We start from the raw sequence: 21,594 nt of genomic DNA, 5'->3' as shown, positions 1-21,594 counted from the left end.
CCGCAGGTCAGTCGGCAAGCCGTCTTGTTCAATCTGTGAAGCCTTGAGGGGGTCACCGCAGCGGTGACCACCCTCAGGCTTTGCTGCATCCAGGCCAGCGATCAGCGACGCTTGGCCATCTCGTTGATGAAGCGATCGAACAGTGGCGCTACGTCGTTCGGGCCAGGGCTGGCTTCAGGGTGACCCTGGAAGCTGAAGGCGCTCTTGTCGGTACGCTCGATACCTTGCAGGGTGCCGTCGAACAGCGATTTGTGGATCGCACGCACGTTGGCCGGCAGGGTCGCTTCGTCCACGGCAAAACCGTGGTTCTGACTGGTGATCATCACCACACCGCTGTCCAGGTCCTGAACCGGGTGGTTGGCACCGTGGTGGCCGTGGCCCATTTTCAGGGTCTTGGCGCCGGAGGCCAGGGCCAGCAGTTGGTGACCGAGGCAGATACCGAACACCGGGATCTCGGTTTCAAGGACTTCCTTGATTGCCTGGATCGCGTAGTCGCAAGGCTCCGGGTCACCCGGGCCGTTGGACAGGAACACGCCGTCTGGCTTGAGAGCCAGGACGTCGGCCGCCGGGGTTTGCGCCGGCACCACCGTCACACGGCAGCCGCGCTCGACCAGCATGCGCAGGATGTTCAGCTTGACGCCGTAGTCGTAGGCCACCACGTGATGGGGCAGTTCGCTGGCCTCGATGGTCGCATGGCTGTCGGTTTTCAAGTCCCAGACAGTCGAGCGCCATTCATATTGCTCTTTGGTGCTGACGACTTTCGCCAGGTCCATACCCTTCAGGCCCGGGAAACCGCGAGCCGCTGCCAGAGCAGCTTCTTCAGAGATGTTGTCACCAGCCATGATGCAACCGTTCTGCGCGCCTTTCTCACGCAGGATGCGTGTCAGGCGGCGAGTGTCGATACCAGCGATAGCCACTACATTGTTGGCTTTCAGGTAATCGGACAGGGACATGGTGTTACGCCAGTTGCTCGCAACCAGCGGCAGGTCACGAATGACCAGCCCGGCAGACCAAACGCGGTCGGACTCAGCATCTTCTGGCGTGGTGCCAGTGTTGCCGATGTGCGGGTAAGTCAGGGTAACGATCTGTTGGGCGTAGGAAGGATCGGTAAGGATTTCCTGATAGCCGGTCATGGCGGTGTTAAACACCACCTCACCAACGGTTTGACCGTCGGCTCCAATGGCTTCGCCGCGAAAAATGCTGCCATCAGCAAGGGCGAGTATGGCTGGCTTAGTCAAGAAGACCTCCCGTAAATAAAGCCTGAAGGGGCGATCGCAGGTTGTAAAAAAGCGGAGTGACGTATGGACACGTCACCCCGCTTCTTCACTGAATTATTCTGCGCGCTTTTAGTGGACACACTAAAGCTGTAGCTTACAGAAAAAGGCTTTTTTGGTCTACCGCCAATGAGCCTGAAAGACTAGAGAATGCGACAGGGCGTCGCTTGGCGGGGAAAAACGGGCTCGAACGCAGGGTTCGAACCCGATTTCGGGCGCATCTTACCGCAGATCGAGCACGTCTTGCATGTCATACAGACCTGGCTCGCGACCATCGAGCCATAGCGCAGCACGCACCGCCCCCTTGGCAAAGGTCATGCGACTGGAAGCCTTGTGGGTCACTTCCAGGCGCTCGCCCTCGCAGGCGAACAGCACCGTGTGATCACCCACCACATCACCACCGCGAACAGTGGCAAAGCCGATGGTGTCGCGCTCACGGGCCCCGGTATGGCCTTCACGCCCGTACACCGCGACCTTCTGCAAGTCGCGCCCCAGCGCATCGGCAATCACCTCACCCATACGCAGGGCCGTACCGGATGGCGCATCGATCTTGTGCCGGTGATGGGCCTCGATGATCTCGATATCGGCATCGTCACCCAACACCCGCGCCGCCATGTCCAGCAGCTTGAGCGACAGGTTGACCCCAACGCTGAAGTTGGCTGCAAAGACGATCGGAATGTCCTTGCCCGCCTCGGCCAACACCTGCTTCTGCGCGGCGTCCAGGCCGGTTGTTCCGATGACCATGGCCTTGCCTGCCTTGCGGCAGAACGCCAGGTTCTTGAGCATGACTTCCGGCAGCGTGAAGTCGATCAACACATCGAACTCTTCAGCCACGGCATCCAGGTTGCCCACCAGGGGCACCCCGATTCGACCCAGCGACGCCAGCTCACCGGCATCCACGCCAATCAACGTGCTGCCAGGGCGCACGATGGCCGCCGTCAGGCCGGTGAGCGGTGCGCGTTGCTGCACCGCCTCCACCAGAATCTTGCCCATGCGCCCAGCAGCGCCCATCACAGCTATACGTCGCATACCAGATTCCTTACAGGTCGCCGAAGAAACGCTTCACACCTTCGAACCAGCCAGTGGTTTTCGGCGAGTGGCTGTTGTCATCCGCCAAGGAGCTGCGGAACTCTTCCAGCAATTCACGCTGACGACGACTCAGGTTGACCGGCGTCTCGACCGCCACACGGCACATCAGGTCACCGGCACCACCGCCACGCACAGGCGCCACGCCTTTGCCACGCACCCGGAACTGCTTACCGGTCTGCGTACCCTCAGGGATCTTCAGCTTGACCCGACCATCGAGGGTCGGAATCTCCAGCTCGCCACCCAGGGCAGCATCGACAAAGCTGATCGGCACTTCGCAGAACAGGTGCTTGCCGTCGCGCTGGAAAATCGAGTGCTCACGCACATTGATCACCACGTACAGGTCACCAGTCGGCCCACCCTGGGTCCCTGCCTCACCCTCACCCGACAGGCGGATGCGGTCGCCGGTGTCCACACCCGCCGGCACTTTCACCGACAGGGTCTTGTACTCTTCGACACGCCCTTCGCCGTTGCAGGAGTTGCACGGGTCGGAAATGATCTTGCCCTGGCCGTGGCAGCGCGGGCAGGTTTGCTGCACCGAGAAGAAACCTTGCTGCATGCGCACCTGGCCGATACCGCCGCAGGTTGGGCAGGTCACGGGCGAGGAGCCCTTCTTGGCGCCCGAGCCATCGCACGGCTGGCAGTTGACCAGGGTCGGAACCCGGATATTCACGGTCGTGCCGCGCACCGCTTCTTCCAGATTCAGCTCCAGGGTGTAGCGCAGGTCGCTGCCGCGCTGCGCGCCGCCACGGGAACCGCCACGACCACCACCAAAGAAATCACTGAACACATCACCAAAGATGTCAGAGAAGTTCTGCCCGCCAAAACCAGCTCCGCCGCCGCCCATGCTTGGGTCGACACCCGCATGACCATACTGGTCGTACGCCGCGCGCTTGCTGGAATCGGACAGCACTTCGTAGGCCTCGTTGGCCTCTTTGAACATTTCTTCCGACGCTTTGTCGTCAGGATTACGGTCCGGGTGGTGCTTCATCGCCAAGCGACGATAGGCCTTCTTCAGGTCCGCTTCGCTCGTGCCACGCTCGACACCCAACACTTCGTAATAGTCACGCTTTGCCATAAGTCTTTGCACTCTTAAGGACGTCCGGCAAACCCCTCCTGAGCCTTGCCAAACTCGTTGAGCCCCAATACAGGCCCGGACCCAACTCACGTCAATTCAACGATCCTGGTCTTTGATTCGATACGGTACTTGCGGCTCGAAAAGCAGGAGCATTCCCGGCCATACCACCCACAGGCGAACGTTGTCGCATGGGGTAAAAATTCGTGTACTCCAGACACGCCAACGCGGGAGCAAGCTCCCGCGCGGCGACATCCTACCAGTCACCGCACAAAGGCAGTCAACCGGCCGACCAACAACTTACTTGTGGTCTTTGACTTCTTCAAACTCAGCATCGACAACGTCGTCAGCCTTTTGCGCCGATTCACCTTGCGGTGCTGCGCCTTCAGCAGGCTGAGCCTGTTCGGCGTACATCTTCTGCGCCACTGGCGCGGAGACTTTCGACAACTCTTCAACCTTGGCTTCGATGGCAGCCTTGTCGTCGCCTTTGACGGCGGCTTCCAGGGCAACCACTGCAGCTTCGATGGCAGCCTTCTCTTCGGCAGTCACTTTGTCGCCAGCGTCTGCGACCATCTTGCGAGTCGAATGCACCAGCGCGTCACCCTGGTTACGGGCGGACGCCAGCTCTTCGAACTTGCGGTCTTCGTCAGCGTTGGTTTCAGCATCACGAATCATCTGCTGAATTTCTTCCTCGGACAGACCGGAGTTGGCCTTGATCACGATCGACTGAGTCTTGCCGGTGGCCTTGTCCTTGGCGCCTACGTGCAGGATGCCGTTGGCGTCGATGTCGAAGGTCACTTCAATTTGTGGCACGCCACGTGGTGCTGGCGGAATCTCGGCCAGGTCGAACTTGCCCAGGGACTTGTTCTGGGCAGCTTGCTTACGCTCGCCTTGCAGCACGTGAATGGTCACGGCGCCCTGATTGTCGTCAGCAGTCGAGAACACTTGCGATTTCTTGGTAGGAATCGTGGTGTTTTTCTCAATCAGCGCGGTCATCACGCCACCCATGGTTTCGATACCCAGGGTCAGCGGGCTGACGTCGAGCAGCAGAACGTCTTTCACGTCACCGGCCAGTACCGCGCCCTGGATAGCAGCACCCATGGCAACCGCTTCGTCCGGGTTCACGTCTTTACGGGCTTCTTTACCGAAGAAATCGGTAACAGCCTTCTGCACCAGAGGCATACGGGTCTGACCGCCGACCAGGATCACGTCGTTGATCGCGCCAACGTCGATACCCGAGTCTTTCAGCGCAATGCGGCAAGGCTCGATGGTGCGTTGAACCAGGTCTTCTACCAGCGCTTCCAGCTTGGCGCGGGAGATTTTCACGTTCAAGTGCTTAGGACCAGTCGCGTCTGCAGTGATGTACGGCAGGTTGACGTCGGTCTGCAGGCTCGAAGACAGCTCGATCTTGGCTTTCTCAGCGGCTTCTTTCAGGCGCTGCATGGCCAGCGGGTCACCCTTGAGGTTCATGCCGCTTTCTTTCTTGAATTCGTCAACGAGGTAGTCGATCAGACGAATGTCAAAGTCTTCACCGCCCAGGAACGTATCACCGTTGGTGGCCAGTACTTCGAACTGGTGCTCGCCATCGACTTCGGCAATTTCGATCACCGAAACGTCGAAAGTACCGCCACCCAGGTCATAAACGATCACCGTGTGATCGCCCTTGGCCTTGTCCATACCGTACGCCAGCGCAGCTGCGGTGGGTTCGTTGATGATGCGTTTTACGTCCAGACCAGCAATACGGCCGGCGTCTTTGGTCGCCTGACGCTGACTGTCGTTGAAGTAAGCAGGAACGGTGATGACCGCTTCAGTCACTGCTTCGCCGAGGTAGTCTTCGGCAGTTTTCTTCATTTTCTTGAGGATTTCAGCCGAGATCTGTGGCGGCGACATTTTCTGGCCGTTCACTTCAACCCAGGCGTCGGCATTGTCTGCCTTGACGATCTTGTAAGGGACCATCTGGATGTCTTTCTGAACCACTTCTTCTTCGAAGCGACGACCGATCAAACGCTTCACCGCGTACAGGGTGTTATGCGGATTGGTCACTGCCTGACGCTTGGCCGACTGGCCAACCAGGATTTCGCCATCGTTGGCGTAGGCCACGATCGACGGCGTGGTACGCGCGCCTTCGGCGTTCTCGATAACTTTTACGTTGCCGTTTTCAAGGATGGAGACGCAGGAGTTGGTAGTCCCCAGGTCGATACCGATAATTTTGCCCATGTTAACTCTCCCGAAACTTTGGATTTGGTTGCCGCAGCAGTGGTGGCTAACTGCGGTAGCACTTAAACGCTTGACTTATAAATGGGGGCCTTGCGGCGGATTTCAAGCCTGCTCGTCAATCGAGGGCGAAACCGGCGCCGGGGCCTTGCTGACCACAACCATGGCCGGGCGCAGCAGGCGACCGTTAAGCACGTAGCCCTTCTGAAACACCTTCAATACGCTGTTGGGTTCCATGTCGGCGCTTTCCTGCATGGCCATCGCCTGATGGTGCTCAGCGTTGAACGGCTCACCTTCCGGATCGATCGCTTCCAACTGATAACGCTTCAGGGTGTCCTGGAACATTTTCAGGGTCAGCTCGATCCCTTCACGCATCGGGCGGATGCTTTCGTCGTCCGGGTTGGACAACTCCAGGCCGCGCTCCAGGCTGTCGATGATCGGCAGCAGGTCGCCAGCGAATTTTTCCAGTGCGAACTTGTGAGCCTTCTCTACATCCTGCTCGGCGCGACGGCGGACGTTCTGCAGATCAGCCGCAACACGCAAAGCCTGATCCTGAGCGCCAGCCAGTTGCTCTTCGAGCACTTGTACACGAGCCACCAGGTCTTCACCCGATGCTTGGGGAGCCTGATTGGCGTCTAGATTTTGCGTATCCAGCGTCTGTTCGTCAGCCATAGATTTCTCCTTTCAAAATCGTGCGCGAACTCGACTCGCGCTTCTGCTCCGGTATATGGGGTCGCAATTTGCAGGTTCAAGGGCCTGCTCCGTACAGAAGCGCATTACCCCTACAAAAACCACTGAATTGGTCTGGTGCCTGGTTTTAAAAAAACAGCGACACCAAGCAAATCGAGCTAAACGAGGGCATTGTCAGGGGCAAATAAACTACTGTATAAATAACCAGACCTTAAGCCTGGGAGCGGCCTTTATGCTGGTGCACCTGTCCGTACACAACTACGCCATCGTTGAACATCTCGATCTCGAGCTTGATCGCGGGATGAGCGTGATCACAGGGGAAACCGGCGCCGGCAAGTCGATCATGCTCGACGCCCTGGGCCTGACCCTGGGCGATCGCGCCGACAGCGGCGTGGTACGCCCGGGCGCGGAAAAGGCCGACATCCTCGCCACCTTCGACCTGGTCGACATCCCCGAAGCCCGCACCTGGCTGGCCGAGCGTGACCTGGACAACGATGGCCCGTGCATCCTGCGCCGGGTCATCACCGCCGAGGGTCGCTCGCGCGGCTATATCAATGGCACGCCCTGCCCCCTTGGTGACCTCAAGGCCCTCGGCGAACTGCTGATCGACATCCACAGCCAGCACGAACACCAGTCACTGCTCAAAACCGACACCCACCGCCGCCTGCTGGACGAATACGCCGGCGCCACCGACCTGGCCCGCCAGGTCCAACTGGCCGCCCAACGCTGGCGCCAGACCCGCCAGGAGCTTGAGCGCCTGTCCAACTCCGGCGACGAACAACGTGCTCGCCACCAGTTGCTCAGCTATCAGCTCGAAGAGCTGGAAAACCTCGGGCTCGGCGACAACGAACTGGAGCAGCTTGAGCAAGAGCATAAAAACCTGACCAACGCGGAAACCCTGCTGGGTATTTGCCGACAGGTGGTCGAGCAATGCAGCGAAAGTGATTCCGGCAATGTGCTGAACGCCCTGACCGCCAGCCTCAATCGCCTGTCCAGCGTCAACAACACGGTCAACGCCCTGGGCGAAGCCACCAACCTGCTCACCAGCGCCCAGATCCAGGTCGAAGAAGCGGTCGGCGAACTGAACCGTTTCCTCGACAACTTCGACGCCGACCCGGCACGCCTGCAACAACTCGAAGAGCGCCTGGACACCATCTATACCCTGGCACGCAAACACCGGATCCAGCCCACTGAGGTCGCCGACCTCCAGCAACGGCTGCTGGACGAGCTCGAAACCCTGAATGCCAACGATGAATCCATCGAGCGCCTCAGCGAAGAATTGGGGGCATTTGCCCGCCACTATCAAGAAAAAGCCCGGGAGCTGAGTGACTTGCGCCACCAGGCCTCCTCCAACCTGGCCCACGCGGTCGAGCAGGAAATCCAGCGCCTGGGCATGCCAGGCGGCCGTTTCAGCATCGAATTGCGCGCCAACACCAGCGCCGAGCTGCTGCCTAACGGCCTGGAACAGGTGGAGCTGCTGGTCAGCGCCAACCCCGGACAACCGCTCAAGGCACTGGCAAAAGTCGCCTCGGGTGGCGAGCTGTCGCGTATCAGCCTGGCGATCCAGGTGATCACCGCGCAAACCTCACGTATACCGACCCTGGTGTTCGACGAAGTGGACGTGGGCATTGGCGGCCCTACTGCGGAAATTGTCGGCCAACTGCTGCGCCGCCTTGGCGAGCGCGGTCAGGTGCTGACGGTCACGCACTTGCCGCAGGTGGCCTCCCAGGGGCATCAACACCTGTTTGTACACAAGGTCCGCGGCGACCAGGCCACACGCACCGCGGTATCCAAGCTGAGCAAGAACGAGCGAATAGAAGAAGTGGCACGAATGCTGGGGGGCATCGACCTGACCAAGGAATCCCTGGCTCACGCGAAAAAAATGGTGGTCACGGCCAAGAGTTGAATCGGCCAGATAGCACGAAGGCGACCCTTGGGTCGCCTTCGTTCGTTTCGCGGACCTGAGTCCGCGCGACATGCTTACTTTTTAGTACGTACGTACAGCACCAAGTTGTGATCCACCAACTCGAAACCGTGCTTCTCGACGATCGCCTTCTGAAGCTTTTCGATTTCTTCGTCGAAGAATTCGATCACTTCACCGGAATCCACATTGACCATATGGTCGTGGTGACCGCCGTCAGCCAATTCGAAGACCGCGTGGCCGCCGTCGAAGTTGTGACGGACCACAAGACCAGCCGCTTCGAATTGAGTCAGTACACGGTAAACCGTGGCCAGACCGACATCCTCGCCAGCTTCCATCAGTGCCTTGTAGACATCCTCGGCACTCATGTGACGCTGCTCGGCGGAATCGAGCATTTGCAGAATTTTGACCCGTGGCAGGGTCACTTTAAGGCCGGCTTTGCGTAGTTCGCTATTTTCAACCATGGTCAGCTTTCTCGCGATGCTGCTTCGCAGCTTCTCTTAATGCGGGTATGATCGGCGTTTACGTTGTCCCAGCCAAGATAGTGGAAGTCGCCCACCGATGCAAAACACCAAGCTCTTGCTAACCAGTTTCACCTTCGTGGGACTGCTCGCACTCGCCGGTTGTTCATTCCCCGGGGTTTACAAAATCGACATCCAGCAGGGCAATGTCGTCACGCAGGACATGATAGACCAGTTACGCCCGGGAATGACCCGTCGGCAAGTACGGTTTATCATGGGCAACCCTCTGCTGACCGACACGTTCCATGCCAATCGCTGGGATTACCTGTACAGCCTGCAGCCTGGTGGCGGTGAACGCCAACAGGAACGCATCAGCGTCATCTTCAATCCTGACGACCAACTCGTCAGCTTGTCGGGCGACTTCATGCCTGGCGTGAGCCGTGACGAAGCCCTGATGGGCAAGGACAGCGGCACCAGCGTGACCACCCCGGTGGAAAACGTCGAACAACCAAAACCCGAAAAACCGGTCAAGCCGGGCTCACTACTGGACCAGATCCAGAAGGACGTCGACGGCGTAGAAACCGTCCCAGTGCCAACACCAGAGCCGCTGGACACCACGCAGTAACATTATGCGACACAAGAAAAAGCCCGGCATGCCGGGCTTTTTTATTGCCTAAAATCCGCCATCACCACCACACAACAGGCCGAGCATTAGCCCGCTTGCCGCTGTTGATCCTGATCTCCCCGGCGAGGACTGCGTCCTCGAACGCAGCCTCGGCAGTTGCTACAGGAGGGGCTGGGTCACCGTGACCGCAGCAACGCATACCTACAACATCAAGACGCCTTAGCCCGCGCCGCCTTGGCCGCCCGCAACCGACGAACCTCCTTGGGATCAGCCAACAACGGCCGATAAATCTCAATACGATCCCCGGCCCGAACCAGGCAGTGCTCAGGATCGACCACCACCTTGCCAAAAATACCCACAGCGCAGCTCGCCAGATCCAGCTCCGGAAACTCCCCAGCTATCCCCGACAACCCCAGCGCCGCACGCACGCTGCACCCCGAAGGCACCTGAATCGCCAGCAAGACCTGGCGATCAACGGCGGCATACACCACCTCGACGTCCATCACCGACTCAGCCATGCAGTTGCTTGGCCCGCTGACAGAACGCGTCGACCAAGGTATTGGCGGCCTGATTGAACAGCGGCCCCAGCGTCGCCCGCACAATCGGCCCGGCGTAGTCGAACGTCAGGTCCAGGCTGATCTTGCAGGCCTTCTCGCCCAAGGGCTTGAACACCCAGACGCCATGCAACTGGGTGAAAGGCCCTTCCTCAAGGTTCATCTCGATCGAATGCCCCGGCACCAGCGTATTACGCGTGACAAAGTGCTGGCTCAGCCCACCCTTGGCCACCCCGACGCTGGCGCGCATATGCTCGGCGGAGCTTTCCATCACCTTGGACTCGGAACACCAGGGTAGGAACTCCGGATAACGCGCCACGTCATTGACCAAGTCATAAAGCGCTTGCGCCGGATACGGCAACAGGGCCGAACGTTGAATATGGGTCGTCATGTCAGCGTCACTTCCACAGCTGGGCGGCAAACACTACAAGAATGCCGATGGGCGCCACATAGCGCATCAAAAACAAGGTCAGGGCAAACAGCGCCGGGTTGCGGATCGACAATTCGTCGCGCACCGCTCCCCGATTCATGACCCAACCCGCAAACACCACAAAACACAATCCACCGAGCGGCAACATGATCCGCGAGGTGAAGAAATCGATCACACCAAAGAAATCCAGGCCGCTGTGCGCACCCCATTGGTAGAGGTGGAACCCGGCGCCGTCGTTCACAAAAAACTTGGCCTGCTTCCAGATATTGAAGGAAAACACCGTCCCCAGGCCAACAAACCAGCAACTGAAGGCCAGCCAGAACGTCACCCAGCCACGGCGGATTTTCGTCCGCTCAACCAAGTACGCGACCATGGGTTCGAGCAGCGAGATCGCCGAACTCCAGGCAGCAATGGCCACCAGGACAAAAAACACCACCCCCATCACCTGGCCGAACGCCACATTACCAAAGGCAAACGGCAGGCTGACAAACATCAGCCCCGGGCCCTCACTCGGATTCAAACCGCCGGCAAACACAATCGGAAACAACGCCAGGCCGGCCAGCAGCGAAACAAAGGTGTCCAGCAGGGCAACCCCGACCACGGTGCCGGAGATCGACGAATCCTTGGGCAGATAAGCACCGTAGATCATGATCGAGCCAACGCCCACGCTCAGGGAAAAGAACGCATGCCCCATGGCGGGCAACAGGCCGCCAAGGACTTTCGCCGAATCGAAGTCGAACATGAAATGCACGCCTTCCATGAAATGCCCGGTGGTCATGCTGTAGCCCAGCAACACCAGGAGCATCACGAACAGCAGCGGCATCATGACTCGCAGGCTGCGCTCCAGCCCCGCCACCACGCCCTTGGCGATGACGGCCGCCGACAGCAACATGAACAGGCTATGCCAGAGTGTCAGGCGCCACGGGTTGGCAATCACCCCCTCAAAGTAGGCACCGACCTGATCGGCCGCCACACCCTGGAAATCCCCACGGCCCATACTGATGATGTAATCCAGGGACCAGCCACCGACCACACTGTAGAAAGACAGGATCAGCAACGCCGTGATCATCCCGGCAAATGCCCCCCAGGACCATTTCGCCGAATGCCCCGCCTCCAGCGCCAGCACCTTCAAGGCATTCGCCGGACTTTGCCGGGCCCGGCGGCCGATCAGGGTTTCCGCCAGCATCACCGGCAGGCCGATCAACGCGATACACGCCAGGAACACCAGGACAAACGCACCGCCGCCATAGACGCCGACCATGTAGGGGAATTTCCAGATGCTCCCCAGGCCCACGGCCGAGCCGGTTGCAGCGAGTATGAATACCCAACGGCTCGCCCAACTACCGTGGACTGAAACCTTGTCTGACGACATCGACTCTACGCCCAACCGCTAAAAAAGAGGGCGCATTGTCCGGGATTCACTCAATGCGCTCAAGCACGCAGGATCCCCGTAGCCGACTCGCGCGCAACTGCCTATAATGCCGCCCCTATGGCTAAACAGAAGAAACACCCAACAGGGACCATCGCGCAGAACAAAAAGGCGCGACACGATTACTTCATCGAACATCGGTTCGAGGCTGGTCTGGTCCTGGCCGGCTGGGAAGTAAAAAGTCTGCGGGCGAGCAAGCTGCAACTGGTAGACAGTTATGTGCTGCTCAAGGATGGCGAAGCCTGGCTGCTCGGCAGCCACATCACGCCCCTGATGACCGCCAGCACCCACGTCATTGCCGACCCGGTGCGCACTCGCAAATTGCTGCTCAACCGACGCGAGCTGGAAAAGCTGGCGGCTGCCGTGCAGCAAAAAGGCTATGCGTGCGTATGCCTGTCCTGGTACTGGAGCAAGCACATGGTCAAGTGCGAGATCGCTCTGGGCAAGGGCAAGAAGGAATACGACAAGCGCGATACCGAGCGCGAACGTGATGCCGGCCGCGAACTGCAACGTGCGGTGCGCAACAAGGGCAAGGAAGACTAACTCTTCGCCTTGACATGATCGTTCCCACGCCCTGCGTGGGAACGATCATGACTACATCCCCTTGCGCCGCTCCGCCCGAGCCTCGCGCTGCACCTGCTGACGTACCTCTTCCAGCACTTCCTGCACATACAGGATATGGCGGCTGGAAACCTCCCGCGCCTGCTCGGCGTGCCCCTCGATTATCGCCAGATACAGCTCCCGGTGCTGAGTGATCAGCATGTCGCGGGTTTCCGTGCGTTGCTGGTACATGCCGCCGATGTTGGTCACCACGTTGCGCTTGAGCAGATCGAACAGCCCACGAATGGTGTGCAGCAACACCGCATTGTGGCTGGCCTCGGCAATCGCCAGGTGAAACCTGGCATCCGCCGCCCCCTCCTCCGCCCGGCTCACTTCATCGTGGCGGGTGTAGCAGTCCTGCAGCTCATCGAACGCCGCCGTCAATCGCTGACGATCGACCTCGGTCGCCCGCAACGCCGCGTAGTAGGCGCATGAAGCTTCCAGGGTATGGCGAAATTCCAGCAAGTCACGCTGGGCTTCGGGGTTGCTCTCCAACAGGTGCAGCAGGGGATCGCTGAAGGTCGAGCCCAGGGATTCGACCACATAATTACCGCCGCCCTGGCGACTGACCAGCAAGCCCTTGGCCGTCAATTTCTGGATCGCCTCGCGCAGCGAAGGCCGCGACACCCCAAACTGCTCGGCCAAGGCGCGCTCTGCCGGCAGCCGCTCACCGGACTTCAGCGTGCCCTCGAGAATCATCCCCTCGAGCTGCTCGACAATATCGTCAGACAAACGGCGCTGACGAACCTGATCAAACCCCATAACTCATTCTCCACCATCCCGACGGCTCGCCGGGCTCTCTATTCTGGCCTATTGACGCCGCGCCAGCACCTACCAGAGCACATTTGATCAAGCGGATCAGATGGCCCCTGCACCGCTCATTCGACAAAAGTTTTAGGGCGGCAAATTGACACACCACCCACAAGGCTTTTAACCTAGCCCACAGCGATTGTAAATTGGTCTTACCAATTATCCAAGAACGCTTATCAGTGCCTGACCAACAACAATTAGGGGCCACCCCATATGCAAACCTGGCAACAGCTCTACAGCCCGCTCGGCAGTCTCGGCTTGTCCGCGCTCGCGGCCGTTATCCCCATCATATTTTTCTTCCTGGCCCTGGCCGTGTTCCGCCTCAAAGGACATGTCGCCGGCAGCATCACCCTGGCGTTGTCGATCCTGGTGGCAATCTTTGCCTTCCAGATGCCGGTCGACATGACGTTCGCCGCCGCCGGTTATGGCTTTGCCTACGGACTGTGGCCGATTGCCTGGATCATCGTGGCCGCCGTGTTCCTCTACAAACTGACGGTCAAGAGTGGCCAGTTCGAAGTGATCCGCAGCTCGGTGCTGTCGATTACCGATGACCAGCGCCTGCAAGTGCTGCTGATCGGCTTCTGCTTCGGCGCCTTCCTCGAAGGCGCGGCAGGCTTCGGTGCACCGGTGGCCATTACCGCCGCCCTGCTGGTGGGCCTCGGTTTCAACCCGCTGTACGCCGCCGGCCTGTGCCTGATTGCCAACACCGCCCCCGTGGCGTTTGGCGCGCTGGGCATCCCGATCATCGTCGCCGGTCAGGTCACGGGCATCGACGCCTTCAAGATCGGCGCCATGACCGGCCGCCAACTGCCGCTGCTGTCGCTGTTCGTGCCGTTCTGGCTGGTGTTCATGATGGACGGCATGCGCGGCGTGCGGGAAACCTGGCCCGCTGCCCTGGTGGCCGGCCTCAGCTTCGCCATCACCCAGTACTTCACCTCCAACTTCATCGGCCCGGAACTGCCGGACATCACCTCGGCCCTGGCCAGCCTGATTTCCCTGACCCTGTTCCTCAAGGTCTGGCAGCCTAAACGTGCCGCCGGCGCGCAGATCGCCGGTGTCACTTCGGACGCCGTGGTCACCGCCAGCGTCGGTGGTTTCGGGCAGAAACGCACCAGCGTGGTCTCGCCCTACAGCCTGGGTGAAATCATCAAGGCCTGGTCGCCGTTCCTGATCCTCACCGTACTGGTGACCATCTGGACCCTCAAGCCCTTCAAGGCGATGTTTGCCGCCGGCGGCTCGATGTACAGCTGGGTGTTCAACTTCGCCATCCCGCACCTGGACCAGATGGTGATCAAGGTTGCCCCGATCGTCACCAACCCGACGGCCATTCCTGCGGTGTTCAAGCTGGACCCGATTTCGGCCACCGGCACGGCGATTTTCTTCTCCGCACTGATCTCCATGTGGGTATTGAAGATCAATTTCAAAACTGGTCTGACCACTTTGAAAGAGACCTTCTACGAACTGCGCTGGCCGATCCTTTCGATCGGCATGGTGCTGGCCTTCGCCTTCGTCACCAACTACTCGGGCATGTCGTCGACCATGGCCTTGGTCCTGGCCGGCACCGGCGCAGCGTTCCCGTTCTTCTCACCGTTCCTCGGCTGGCTGGGCGTGTTCCTGACCGGTTCGGACACCTCCTCCAATGCCCTGTTCAGTTCGCTGCAAGCGACCACCGCGCACCAGATCGGTGTCAGCGACACCCTGCTGGTGGCCGCCAACACCAGCGGCGGCGTAACCGGCAAAATGATCTCGCCACAATCGATCGCCGTGGCCTGCGCTGCGACCGGCCTGGTGGGCAAGGAATCGGACCTGTTCCGCTTCACCCTCAAGCACAGCCTATTCTTTGCAACCATTGTCGGCCTGATCACACTGGCCCAGGCCTATTGGCTCACTGGCATGCTGGTGCACTAAGAAACAGCGAAAGAACCGACGCCGTAGCCCGCCTGCGGCGTCTGCAACTCACAACCCGGTCTGCAAGGTTGCTGAAAGCTTGTCGCTTTACAGTCAGCAACCGCAGCGGACGGATAACCGGCCGAGAGACACGCCTGATGAGCGAGCTTTTCTACAACGCCGTACCGAACGCGACACGTGTTGCCCCGCCACTGCCAGAACCGCGCCAGTACCCCAGCGTAAAACCGCCACGGGTCTACCTGTTCGGCACCTGCGTGGTCGACCTGTTTTATCCCGAGGCCGGGATGGACGCGATTCACCTGCTGGAGCGCGAAGGCATTCGCGTGGAGTACCCGCAAGGCCAAAGCTGCTGTGGACAACCGGCCTACACCTCGGGTTACACCGAGCAGGCACGGACCGTGGCACGCTCGCAACTGGCGTTGTTTGCCGGGGACTATCCGGTGGTGGTGCCGTCGGGTTCCTGCGCCGGCATGCTGCGCGAACACTACGCCGACTTGTTCAAGGACGAGCCGGAGACATTGAAGCAAGTCCAGGCGCTCGCCGCCCGGACCTATGAAATGGCCGAGTTCCTGCTGTTTGTCTGCAAAGTGCAACTCAAGGACAGCGGCGCACCGGTCAAGGTGGCCCTGCACACGTCGTGTTCGGCACGCCGCGAGATGAACACCCACCTGCACGGGCGCGAGTTGTTGGCGCAACTGAGCAACGTGGAACGGGTCAATCACGATCACGAAAGCGAATGTTGTGGCTTTGGCGGGACGTTCAGCGTCCGTATGCCAGACATTTCCGGCGCGATGGTGGCGGACAAGACCCGCTCGTTGAAGGAATCCGGCGCGCACCAGGTACTCAGTGCCGACTGCGGTTGCTTGATGAACATCAACGGCTCGCTGGAGAAACAGCAGGCAGCATTGCGCGGCCAACACCTGGCCAGCTTCCTCTGGCAGCGAACCGGAGGTACCCGATGAGCACTTCCACGATTATTCCGACGGTCAGCGTCGAAGAAGATTTTCGCGCCCGGGCCCACCAGGCTCTGGACGACAAGCAACTGCGAAACAACTTTCGCACTGCGATGGATTCACTGATGACAAAACGGGCAGCGTCCTTCAGCGATGCCCACGAAAGAGAACATTTGCGCGCGCTGGGCAATGCGGTCCGCGCCCGTGCGTTATCCAAGTTGCCCGACCTGCTCGAGCAACTTGAACAGAACCTGACCCGCAACGGTGTGACCGTGCACTGGGCGGAAACGGTGGACGAGGCCAATGGCATCGTCCTCAAGATCATCCACGCTCACGAGGCGCGGCAAGTGATCAAGGGCAAATCGATGGTCAGCGAAGAGATGGAGATGAACCATGTCCTCGCTGAACAGGGCATTGAATGCCTGGAATCGGACATGGGCGAGTTCATCGTCCAGCTCGACCACGAGAAGCCTTCACACATTATTATGCCGGCGATCCACAAGAATGCCGGTCAGGTCGCGTCCTTGTTCCACGACAAACTTGGCGTGGAGTACACCAAGGACGTTGACCAACTCATTCAGATCGGGCGCAAAGTCTTGCGCCAGAAATTCTTCGAAGCCGACATCGGCGTCTCCGGCGTCAACTTCGCCGTGGCGGAAACCGGTACCCTGCTGCTGGTGGAAAACGAAGGCAACGGCCGCATGTCGACCACCGTCCCACCGGTGCATATCGCCGTCACCGGGATCGAGAAAGTCGTCGAGAACCTGCGCGACGTGGTCCCGCTGCTGTCGCTGCTGACCCGCTCGGCCCTTGGCCAGCCGATCACCACCTACGTCAACATGATCTCCGGCCCGCGCCAGGCCCACGAGCTCGATGGCCCGCAAGAAGTGCACCTGGTGCTGCTGGACAACGGCCGCAGCCAGGCCTTCGCCGACAGCGAACTGCGCCAGACCCTCAACTGCATCCGCTGCGGCGCCTGCATGAACCACTGCCCGGTCTACACCCGCATCGGTGGCCACGCCTATGGCGAGGTCTACCCTGGGCCGATCGGCAAAATCATCACCCCGCACATGGTCGGCCTGGCGAAAGTCCCCGACCACCCGAGCGCGTCCTCCCTGTGTGGTGCCTGCGGTGAAGTGTGCCCGGTGAAAATCCCGATCCCGGCCCTGCTGCGCCGCCTGCGCGAAGAAAACGTCAAGGCGCCCGACAGCCCGCATCAAGTCATGCGCGGCCAGGGCAGCAAGTACTCGCGTAAAGAGCGTTTCATCTGGAACGCCTGGGCCAGACTCAACAGCTCGCCGACCCTGTATCGGCTGTTCGGCTTCTTCGCCACCCGCCTGCGCGCCCTCACGCCGAACAACCTTGGCCCCTGGACGCAAAACCACAGCGCGCCAAAACCGGCCGCCCGCTCACTGCACGACATGGCCCGCGAGCATCTGGGCAAACAGGGGGATCGCTGATGAGTGCCAAACAGAACATTCTCGCCAAGCTGCGCCATAGCCTGACGGGCACCACACCCGTGCCCGACCACTTCGATGAAGCGCTGGTGACCGAGCCCTACACCTACACCGCCGAGCAACGCATCCCACAACTGCGCAAGCTGATGGAAGCGGTGCACACCGAAATCCACCTGACCTCGGCGGACGGCTGGCCGGCATTGCTCGCGCAACTGCTGGCTGAGCGCCAATTGCCCAGCCTGTTGATCGCCCCGACCACCGCCCACGGGCAACGCGTCACCCAGCACTGGGCGCAACATCCCGGGTTGCCGACGCTCAAAGCCTACGACCGGCCGGTAGAGCAATGGAAAGCCGAGTTGTTCAACGACACCCCGGCCAGCCTGACCACGACCCTCGGCGCCATCGCCGCCACCGGTAGCCTGATCCTCTGGCCGACCCGCGAAGAACCGCGCTTGATGAGCCTGGTGCCGCCGGTGCATTTCGCCCTGCTCAAGGCCAGCGAAATCCGCGACAACTTCTATCAGGTACAACGCGAGTTCAACTGGGCCCAAGGCATGCCGACCAACGCGCTGCTGGTGTCCGGCCCATCGAAGACCGCCGATATCGAGCAAGTCCTGGCGTACGGCGCCCACGGTCCGAAAGACCTGGTGGTACTGATCCTGGAGGACCAATGACCCTACCGACGGCTTTCCTGCGCGATGTGCAGCAACTGATTCCCCACGAGCGACGCTTCGACGACCCGCTGTCGACGCTGGCCTTTGGCACCGACGCCAGCTTCTACCGGCTGATCCCGCAACTGGTGATCCGCGTCGAGTCCGAAGACGAAGTGGTCCGCCTGCTGCAACTGGCCCAGCGCGACCGCGTCCCCGTGACCTTCCGCGCGGCCGGCACCAGCCTGTCCGGCCAGGCCATCAGCAACTCGGTACTGATCGTACTGGGGGACAACTGGAACGGCCGCGAGATTCGTGGCCAGGGCACCCAGATCCGCCTGCAACCGGGGGTCATCGGCGCTCAGGCCAACGCCTGGCTCGCCCCTTTCGGACGCAAGATCGGCCCGGACCCGGCCTCGATCAACGCCTGCAAGATTGGCGGCATCGTCGCCAACAACGCCAGCGGCATGTGCTGCGGCACCGCCCAGAACACCTACCACACCCTGGCCGGGATTCGCCTGGTGCTGGCCGACGGCAGTCGCCTGGACAGCGAGGACCCCGCCAGCGTCGCGGCTTTTCGTGTCAGTCACGCAGAATTGCTGGAACGCCTGGCAACCCTGGGCCGCGAGACCCGGGCCAATGCCAGCCTGGCGGCGAAAATTCGCCATAAATACCGTCTGAAAAACACCACCGGCCTGTCACTCAATGCCCTGGTGGACTACGACGAGCCTGTGGATATCTTGAGCCACCTGCTGGTGGGCTCCGAAGGCACCCTGGGCTTCATCAGCGCGGTGACCTACGACACCGTGATCGACCATCCGCACAAAGCCTCGGCGCTGATCGTCTTCCCCGACGTGGAAACCTGCTGCACTGCCGTCACCGTGCTCAAAAGCCAGCCCGTCTCGGCGGTGGAACTGCTGGACCGCCGCAGCCTGCGCTCGGTGCAGGACAAACCTGGGATGTCGGCGTTCGTCCAACAACTGTCGAACCAGGCCTGCGCCTTGCTGATCGAGTCCCGCGCCGCCACCTCGGCGCTGCTGGAGGAGCAACTGGCGCAGATCATGGCCTCACTGGCGCCCTTCCCAGTGGAAAAGCAGGTCGACTTCACCCAGGACCCGGCGGAAAACGCCAAGCTCTGGGCGATCCGCAAGGACACCTTCCCCGCCGTCGGCGCGGTGCGCAAAACCGGGACCACGGTGATCATCGAAGACGTGACCTTCCCGGTGGAGCAACTGGCAATCGGCGTCAACCGCCTGATCGAACTGTTCGACAAACACCACTACGACGAAGCGATCCTGTTCGGCCACGCCCTGGAGGGCAACCTGCACTTCGTCTTCACCCAGGGCTTCAACAGCCCGGAAGAAGTCGCCCGCTACCAGGCGTTCATGGACGACGTGGCGCAACTGGTCGCCGTGGAATTCGGCGGCTCGCTCAAGGCCGAGCATGGCACCGGACGCAACATGGCACCCTTCGTCGAGCTGGAGTGGGGCAGCGATGCCTACCAGTTGATGTGGCAGCTCAAGCGCCTGCTCGACCCCAACGCCATCCTCAACCCGGACGTGATCCTCAGCGACGACCCGCAGATCCACCTCAAGCACCTCAAGCCCCTGCCGGCCGCCGACGAGATCGTCGACAAATGCATCGAGTGCGGCTTCTGCGAGCCGGTCTGCCCCTCCAAAGGCCTGACCCTGAGCCCGCGCCAACGCATCGTGATCTGGCGCGACATCCAGGCGAAAAAACGCGCCGGCATCGACACCCGCGAACTGGAAGAAGCCTACCAATACCAAGGCCTCGACACCTGCGCGGCGACCGGCCTGTGCGCACAACGCTGCCCGGTGGGCATCAACACCGGCGAGCTGGTGAAAAAACTGCGCAGCCGCAGCGCCACCCATGTGAAAACCGCCAACTGGCTGGAAGGACATTTCGCCACCGCCCTGCAAGGCGCGCGTTTCACCCTGCACGTGGCCAACGGCGCGCGGATGCTGCTGGGCGCCCCGCGCCTGAGCAAACTCTCCGCTCGCCTGAGCCAGCTGTCGAAAGGGCAGATTCCGCAGTGGAGCAACGCCATGCCCCAGCCGGAGCGGGCGATCCGCTTCAGCCCGACGGTCAGCGATGCACGCCCGCGGGTGGTCTACCTGGCGGCCTGCGTCTCACGCGCCATGGGCCCGGCGGCCAGCGACAAGGAACAAACCTCGCTGTACGACAAAACCCGCGGCCTGCTGGAAAAAGCCGGCTATCAAGTGGTGTTTCCAGACAACCTGGACAACCTCTGCTGCGGCCAGCCGTTCGCCTCCAAAGGCTACGCCGAACAAGCCGAACACAAACGCCAGGAACTGCTCGGCGCCCTGCTCCACGCCAGCCGCGGCGGGCTCGATCCGATCTACTGCGACACCAGCCCCTGCACCCTGCGCCTGATGCAGGACCTGGGCGACACGCGCCTGGACCTCTACGACCCGGTGCGCTTCATCCGCAGCCACCTGCTGGAGCGCCTCGACTTCACCCCCCAGGACGCCCCGATTGCCGTGCACGTGACCTGCAGCACCCAGCACCTGGGCGAAAGCCAGGCACTGATCGACCTGGTCCGGCGCTGCAGCAACAACGTGGTAATTCCCGAAGGCATCCACTGCTGCGGGTTTGCCGGCGACAAGGGCTTCACCACCCCCGAACTGAACGCCCACTCACTGCGCACCCTCAAGGACGCCGTGCAGCATTGCAGCGAAGGCATCTCCACCAGCCGCACCTGTGAAATCGGCCTCAGCCAACACGGCGGGATCGACTACCACGGCCTGGTCTACCTGGTAGACCGAGTGACCCAGGCCCGCCCGGCATAGGGCGCACCTGGGGTGGTTGTATGTAGGCATGAGCTGTATGTGGGAGCGAGCCCGCTCGCGATGAACTCAACAAAAAACCGGTGCTTACTGATTCAACACACCGGCCCCGAGCTCATCGCGAGCAAGCCGCAAGCGGTCGCCCGCGCCTGCAGGTTCAGCAAAAACACAAAAAAAAACCGAATTCCTGCGTGCGTCTATAGTCATCTAGCTAAGCCCTGCACAAGAGCTTACCCACTCGGCCAGCAGCCCCATCGACCGGCAGCACCGAGCCCTCATGCACAAGGAGATACCCATGAAGCACTCTGCAATTGCTGGATTGTTCATCACCGCTGCACTGTTGGCCTCGCCGGTGTTTGCTGCGGATGAAGACCTGTGCGATGGCAATATCCAGAAACTCCAGGATGCCATCAACACCGCCCCCGCCACCTCAGAAAACGCCATGGACAACGCCAAGGCCGCGCTGAAGAAAGCACAGGAAGCCAAGGCTGCCGGCAACACCAAGGATTGCATCGAGATCACCACCGGCACCCTGACCAAAATCCAGACCCGAACCCCTGACAAGGGCTGATGCGCGTACAAGGCCAACCTTCGGGTTGGCCTTATCGCCCGCGTTGGCGTACACTGCG

Annotated in this window: 19 protein-coding genes; 9 read left to right on the top strand and 10 right to left on the bottom strand. The window is 60.8% G+C overall.

The window, feature by feature from the left end; all coding sequences use genetic code 11:
* Positions 1–101: 101 nt before the first annotated feature.
* The 5 genes from carA to grpE all read right to left on the bottom strand — a co-directional run bounded on the left by carA (position 102) and on the right by grpE (position 6,321).
* Positions 102–1,238 (bottom strand): glutamine-hydrolyzing carbamoyl-phosphate synthase small subunit, encoded by a 1,137-nt coding sequence (gene carA / locus AACY45_RS15970; protein ID WP_095169473.1) that lies wholly within the window; start codon positions 1,236–1,238, stop codon positions 102–104.
* Positions 1,239–1,496: 258 nt separating this feature from the next.
* Positions 1,497–2,303: a 4-hydroxy-tetrahydrodipicolinate reductase gene (dapB, locus tag AACY45_RS15965; protein ID WP_339546357.1), complete on the bottom strand. Its 807-nt coding sequence runs from the start codon at positions 2,301–2,303 to the stop codon at positions 1,497–1,499.
* 10 nt (positions 2,304–2,313) lie between these two features.
* Positions 2,314–3,438 (bottom strand): molecular chaperone DnaJ, encoded by a 1,125-nt coding sequence (gene dnaJ / locus AACY45_RS15960; RefSeq protein WP_095169475.1) that lies wholly within the window; start codon positions 3,436–3,438, stop codon positions 2,314–2,316.
* 297 nt (positions 3,439–3,735) lie between these two features.
* Positions 3,736–5,652 (bottom strand): molecular chaperone DnaK, encoded by a 1,917-nt coding sequence (dnaK, locus tag AACY45_RS15955; RefSeq protein ID WP_339546356.1) that lies wholly within the window; start codon positions 5,650–5,652, stop codon positions 3,736–3,738.
* Positions 5,653–5,754: 102 nt separating this feature from the next.
* Positions 5,755–6,321, bottom strand: a complete 567-nt coding sequence (grpE, locus tag AACY45_RS15950; RefSeq protein WP_095169477.1) for a nucleotide exchange factor GrpE — start codon at positions 6,319–6,321, stop codon at positions 5,755–5,757.
* 250 nt (positions 6,322–6,571) lie between these two features.
* Between grpE and recN the strand changes: the two genes are divergently transcribed.
* Positions 6,572–8,245, top strand: a complete 1,674-nt coding sequence (recN, locus tag AACY45_RS15945; protein ID WP_339546355.1) for a DNA repair protein RecN — start codon at positions 6,572–6,574, stop codon at positions 8,243–8,245.
* A gap of 74 nt (positions 8,246–8,319) precedes the next feature.
* On the opposite strand, the gene fur is transcribed toward recN, so the two are convergent.
* Complete coding sequence (gene fur / locus AACY45_RS15940) at positions 8,320–8,724, bottom strand: ferric iron uptake transcriptional regulator (protein WP_007920840.1); 405 nt, start codon at positions 8,722–8,724, stop codon at positions 8,320–8,322.
* Between the two features lie 97 nt (positions 8,725–8,821).
* On the opposite strand from fur, the gene AACY45_RS15935 reads away from it, so the two are divergent.
* Positions 8,822–9,346, top strand: a complete 525-nt coding sequence (locus AACY45_RS15935; RefSeq protein WP_339546354.1) for an outer membrane protein assembly factor BamE — start codon at positions 8,822–8,824, stop codon at positions 9,344–9,346.
* A 209-nt stretch (positions 9,347–9,555) separates the two neighbouring features.
* Here AACY45_RS15935 and AACY45_RS15930 read toward each other — a convergent pair whose 3' ends face one another.
* From AACY45_RS15930 to AACY45_RS15920, 3 genes are read right to left on the bottom strand one after another with little or no spacing between them, the layout of a single operon-like run.
* Positions 9,556–9,864, bottom strand: a complete 309-nt coding sequence (locus AACY45_RS15930) for an RnfH family protein (protein WP_339546353.1) — start codon at positions 9,862–9,864, stop codon at positions 9,556–9,558.
* Entirely contained in the window at positions 9,857–10,291 is a 435-nt protein-coding gene (locus AACY45_RS15925) for a type II toxin-antitoxin system RatA family toxin (RefSeq protein WP_339546352.1), read from the bottom strand. Before AACY45_RS15925 ends, AACY45_RS15930 begins: the two co-directional genes overlap by 8 nt.
* 7 nt (positions 10,292–10,298) lie before the next feature.
* Entirely contained in the window at positions 10,299–11,702 is a 1,404-nt protein-coding gene (locus tag AACY45_RS15920) for a sodium-dependent transporter (RefSeq protein WP_339546350.1), read from the bottom strand.
* Between the two features lie 117 nt (positions 11,703–11,819).
* Here AACY45_RS15920 and smpB point away from each other — a divergent pair, with 117 nt between their 5' ends.
* Positions 11,820–12,302: an SsrA-binding protein SmpB gene (gene smpB, locus AACY45_RS15915; RefSeq protein ID WP_095169483.1), complete on the top strand. Its 483-nt coding sequence runs from the start codon at positions 11,820–11,822 to the stop codon at positions 12,300–12,302.
* A gap of 51 nt (positions 12,303–12,353) precedes the next feature.
* On the opposite strand, the gene AACY45_RS15910 is transcribed toward smpB, so the two are convergent.
* The gene (locus AACY45_RS15910; RefSeq protein ID WP_339546349.1) at positions 12,354–13,121 is read right to left on the bottom strand and encodes a GntR family transcriptional regulator; all 768 of its coding nucleotides are present in this window, start codon (positions 13,119–13,121) and stop codon (positions 12,354–12,356) included.
* Between the two features lie 261 nt (positions 13,122–13,382).
* Here AACY45_RS15910 and AACY45_RS15905 point away from each other — a divergent pair, with 261 nt between their 5' ends.
* The 6 genes from AACY45_RS15905 (at position 13,383) to AACY45_RS15880 (ending at position 21,536) form a co-directional block, all read left to right on the top strand.
* The gene (locus tag AACY45_RS15905) at positions 13,383–15,077 is read left to right on the top strand and encodes a lactate permease LctP family transporter (RefSeq protein WP_339546348.1); all 1,695 of its coding nucleotides are present in this window, start codon (positions 13,383–13,385) and stop codon (positions 15,075–15,077) included.
* Positions 15,078–15,214: 137 nt separating this feature from the next.
* A complete protein-coding gene (locus tag AACY45_RS15900; protein ID WP_339546347.1) occupies positions 15,215–16,039 on the top strand; it encodes a (Fe-S)-binding protein in 825 nt (274 codons plus the stop codon).
* Positions 16,036–17,490 (top strand): LutB/LldF family L-lactate oxidation iron-sulfur protein, encoded by a 1,455-nt coding sequence (locus tag AACY45_RS15895; protein ID WP_339546346.1) that lies wholly within the window; start codon positions 16,036–16,038, stop codon positions 17,488–17,490. The genes AACY45_RS15900 and AACY45_RS15895 overlap by 4 nt, the downstream gene beginning before the upstream one ends.
* Complete coding sequence (locus AACY45_RS15890) at positions 17,490–18,161, top strand: LutC/YkgG family protein (RefSeq protein WP_339546345.1); 672 nt, start codon at positions 17,490–17,492, stop codon at positions 18,159–18,161. The genes AACY45_RS15895 and AACY45_RS15890 overlap by 1 nt, the downstream gene beginning before the upstream one ends.
* Positions 18,158–20,968, top strand: a complete 2,811-nt coding sequence (locus tag AACY45_RS15885) for an FAD-binding and (Fe-S)-binding domain-containing protein (RefSeq protein WP_339546344.1) — start codon at positions 18,158–18,160, stop codon at positions 20,966–20,968. The genes AACY45_RS15890 and AACY45_RS15885 overlap by 4 nt, the downstream gene beginning before the upstream one ends.
* 292 nt (positions 20,969–21,260) lie before the next feature.
* Positions 21,261–21,536 (top strand): hypothetical protein, encoded by a 276-nt coding sequence (locus AACY45_RS15880; RefSeq protein WP_339546343.1) that lies wholly within the window; start codon positions 21,261–21,263, stop codon positions 21,534–21,536.
* Positions 21,537–21,594 lie beyond the last annotated feature (58 nt).

The organism is Pseudomonas sp. RA_35y_Pfl2_P32 (assembly GCF_963970735.1).
Lineage (GTDB): Bacteria > Pseudomonadota > Gammaproteobacteria > Pseudomonadales > Pseudomonadaceae > Aquipseudomonas.
The sequence above is the reverse complement of the archived record's forward strand: the minus strand, read 5'-3'. Positions and strand labels throughout refer to the sequence as shown.

Coding starts and splice junctions, on each gene's coding strand:
- AACY45_RS15920 (WP_339546350.1), bottom strand. CDS start 11,702: ATGTCGTCAGACAAGGTTTCAGTCCACGGTAGTTGGGCGAGCCGTTGG.
- AACY45_RS15895 (WP_339546346.1), top strand. CDS start 16,036: ATGAGCACTTCCACGATTATTCCGACGGTCAGCGTCGAAGAAGATTTT.
- fur (WP_007920840.1), bottom strand. CDS start 8,724: ATGGTTGAAAATAGCGAACTACGCAAAGCCGGCCTTAAAGTGACCCTG.
- AACY45_RS15900 (WP_339546347.1), top strand. CDS start 15,215: ATGAGCGAGCTTTTCTACAACGCCGTACCGAACGCGACACGTGTTGCC.
- AACY45_RS15930 (WP_339546353.1), bottom strand. CDS start 9,864: ATGGCTGAGTCGGTGATGGACGTCGAGGTGGTGTATGCCGCCGTTGAT.
- dnaK (WP_339546356.1), bottom strand. CDS start 5,652: ATGGGCAAAATTATCGGTATCGACCTGGGGACTACCAACTCCTGCGTC.
- AACY45_RS15925 (WP_339546352.1), bottom strand. CDS start 10,291: ATGACGACCCATATTCAACGTTCGGCCCTGTTGCCGTATCCGGCGCAA.
- AACY45_RS15910 (WP_339546349.1), bottom strand. CDS start 13,121: ATGGGGTTTGATCAGGTTCGTCAGCGCCGTTTGTCTGACGATATTGTC.
- AACY45_RS15885 (WP_339546344.1), top strand. CDS start 18,158: ATGACCCTACCGACGGCTTTCCTGCGCGATGTGCAGCAACTGATTCCC.
- smpB (WP_095169483.1), top strand. CDS start 11,820: ATGGCTAAACAGAAGAAACACCCAACAGGGACCATCGCGCAGAACAAA.
- AACY45_RS15935 (WP_339546354.1), top strand. CDS start 8,822: ATGCAAAACACCAAGCTCTTGCTAACCAGTTTCACCTTCGTGGGACTG.
- dnaJ (WP_095169475.1), bottom strand. CDS start 3,438: ATGGCAAAGCGTGACTATTACGAAGTGTTGGGTGTCGAGCGTGGCACG.
- grpE (WP_095169477.1), bottom strand. CDS start 6,321: ATGGCTGACGAACAGACGCTGGATACGCAAAATCTAGACGCCAATCAG.
- AACY45_RS15890 (WP_339546345.1), top strand. CDS start 17,490: ATGAGTGCCAAACAGAACATTCTCGCCAAGCTGCGCCATAGCCTGACG.
- AACY45_RS15880 (WP_339546343.1), top strand. CDS start 21,261: ATGAAGCACTCTGCAATTGCTGGATTGTTCATCACCGCTGCACTGTTG.
- recN (WP_339546355.1), top strand. CDS start 6,572: ATGCTGGTGCACCTGTCCGTACACAACTACGCCATCGTTGAACATCTC.
- dapB (WP_339546357.1), bottom strand. CDS start 2,303: ATGCGACGTATAGCTGTGATGGGCGCTGCTGGGCGCATGGGCAAGATT.
- AACY45_RS15905 (WP_339546348.1), top strand. CDS start 13,383: ATGCAAACCTGGCAACAGCTCTACAGCCCGCTCGGCAGTCTCGGCTTG.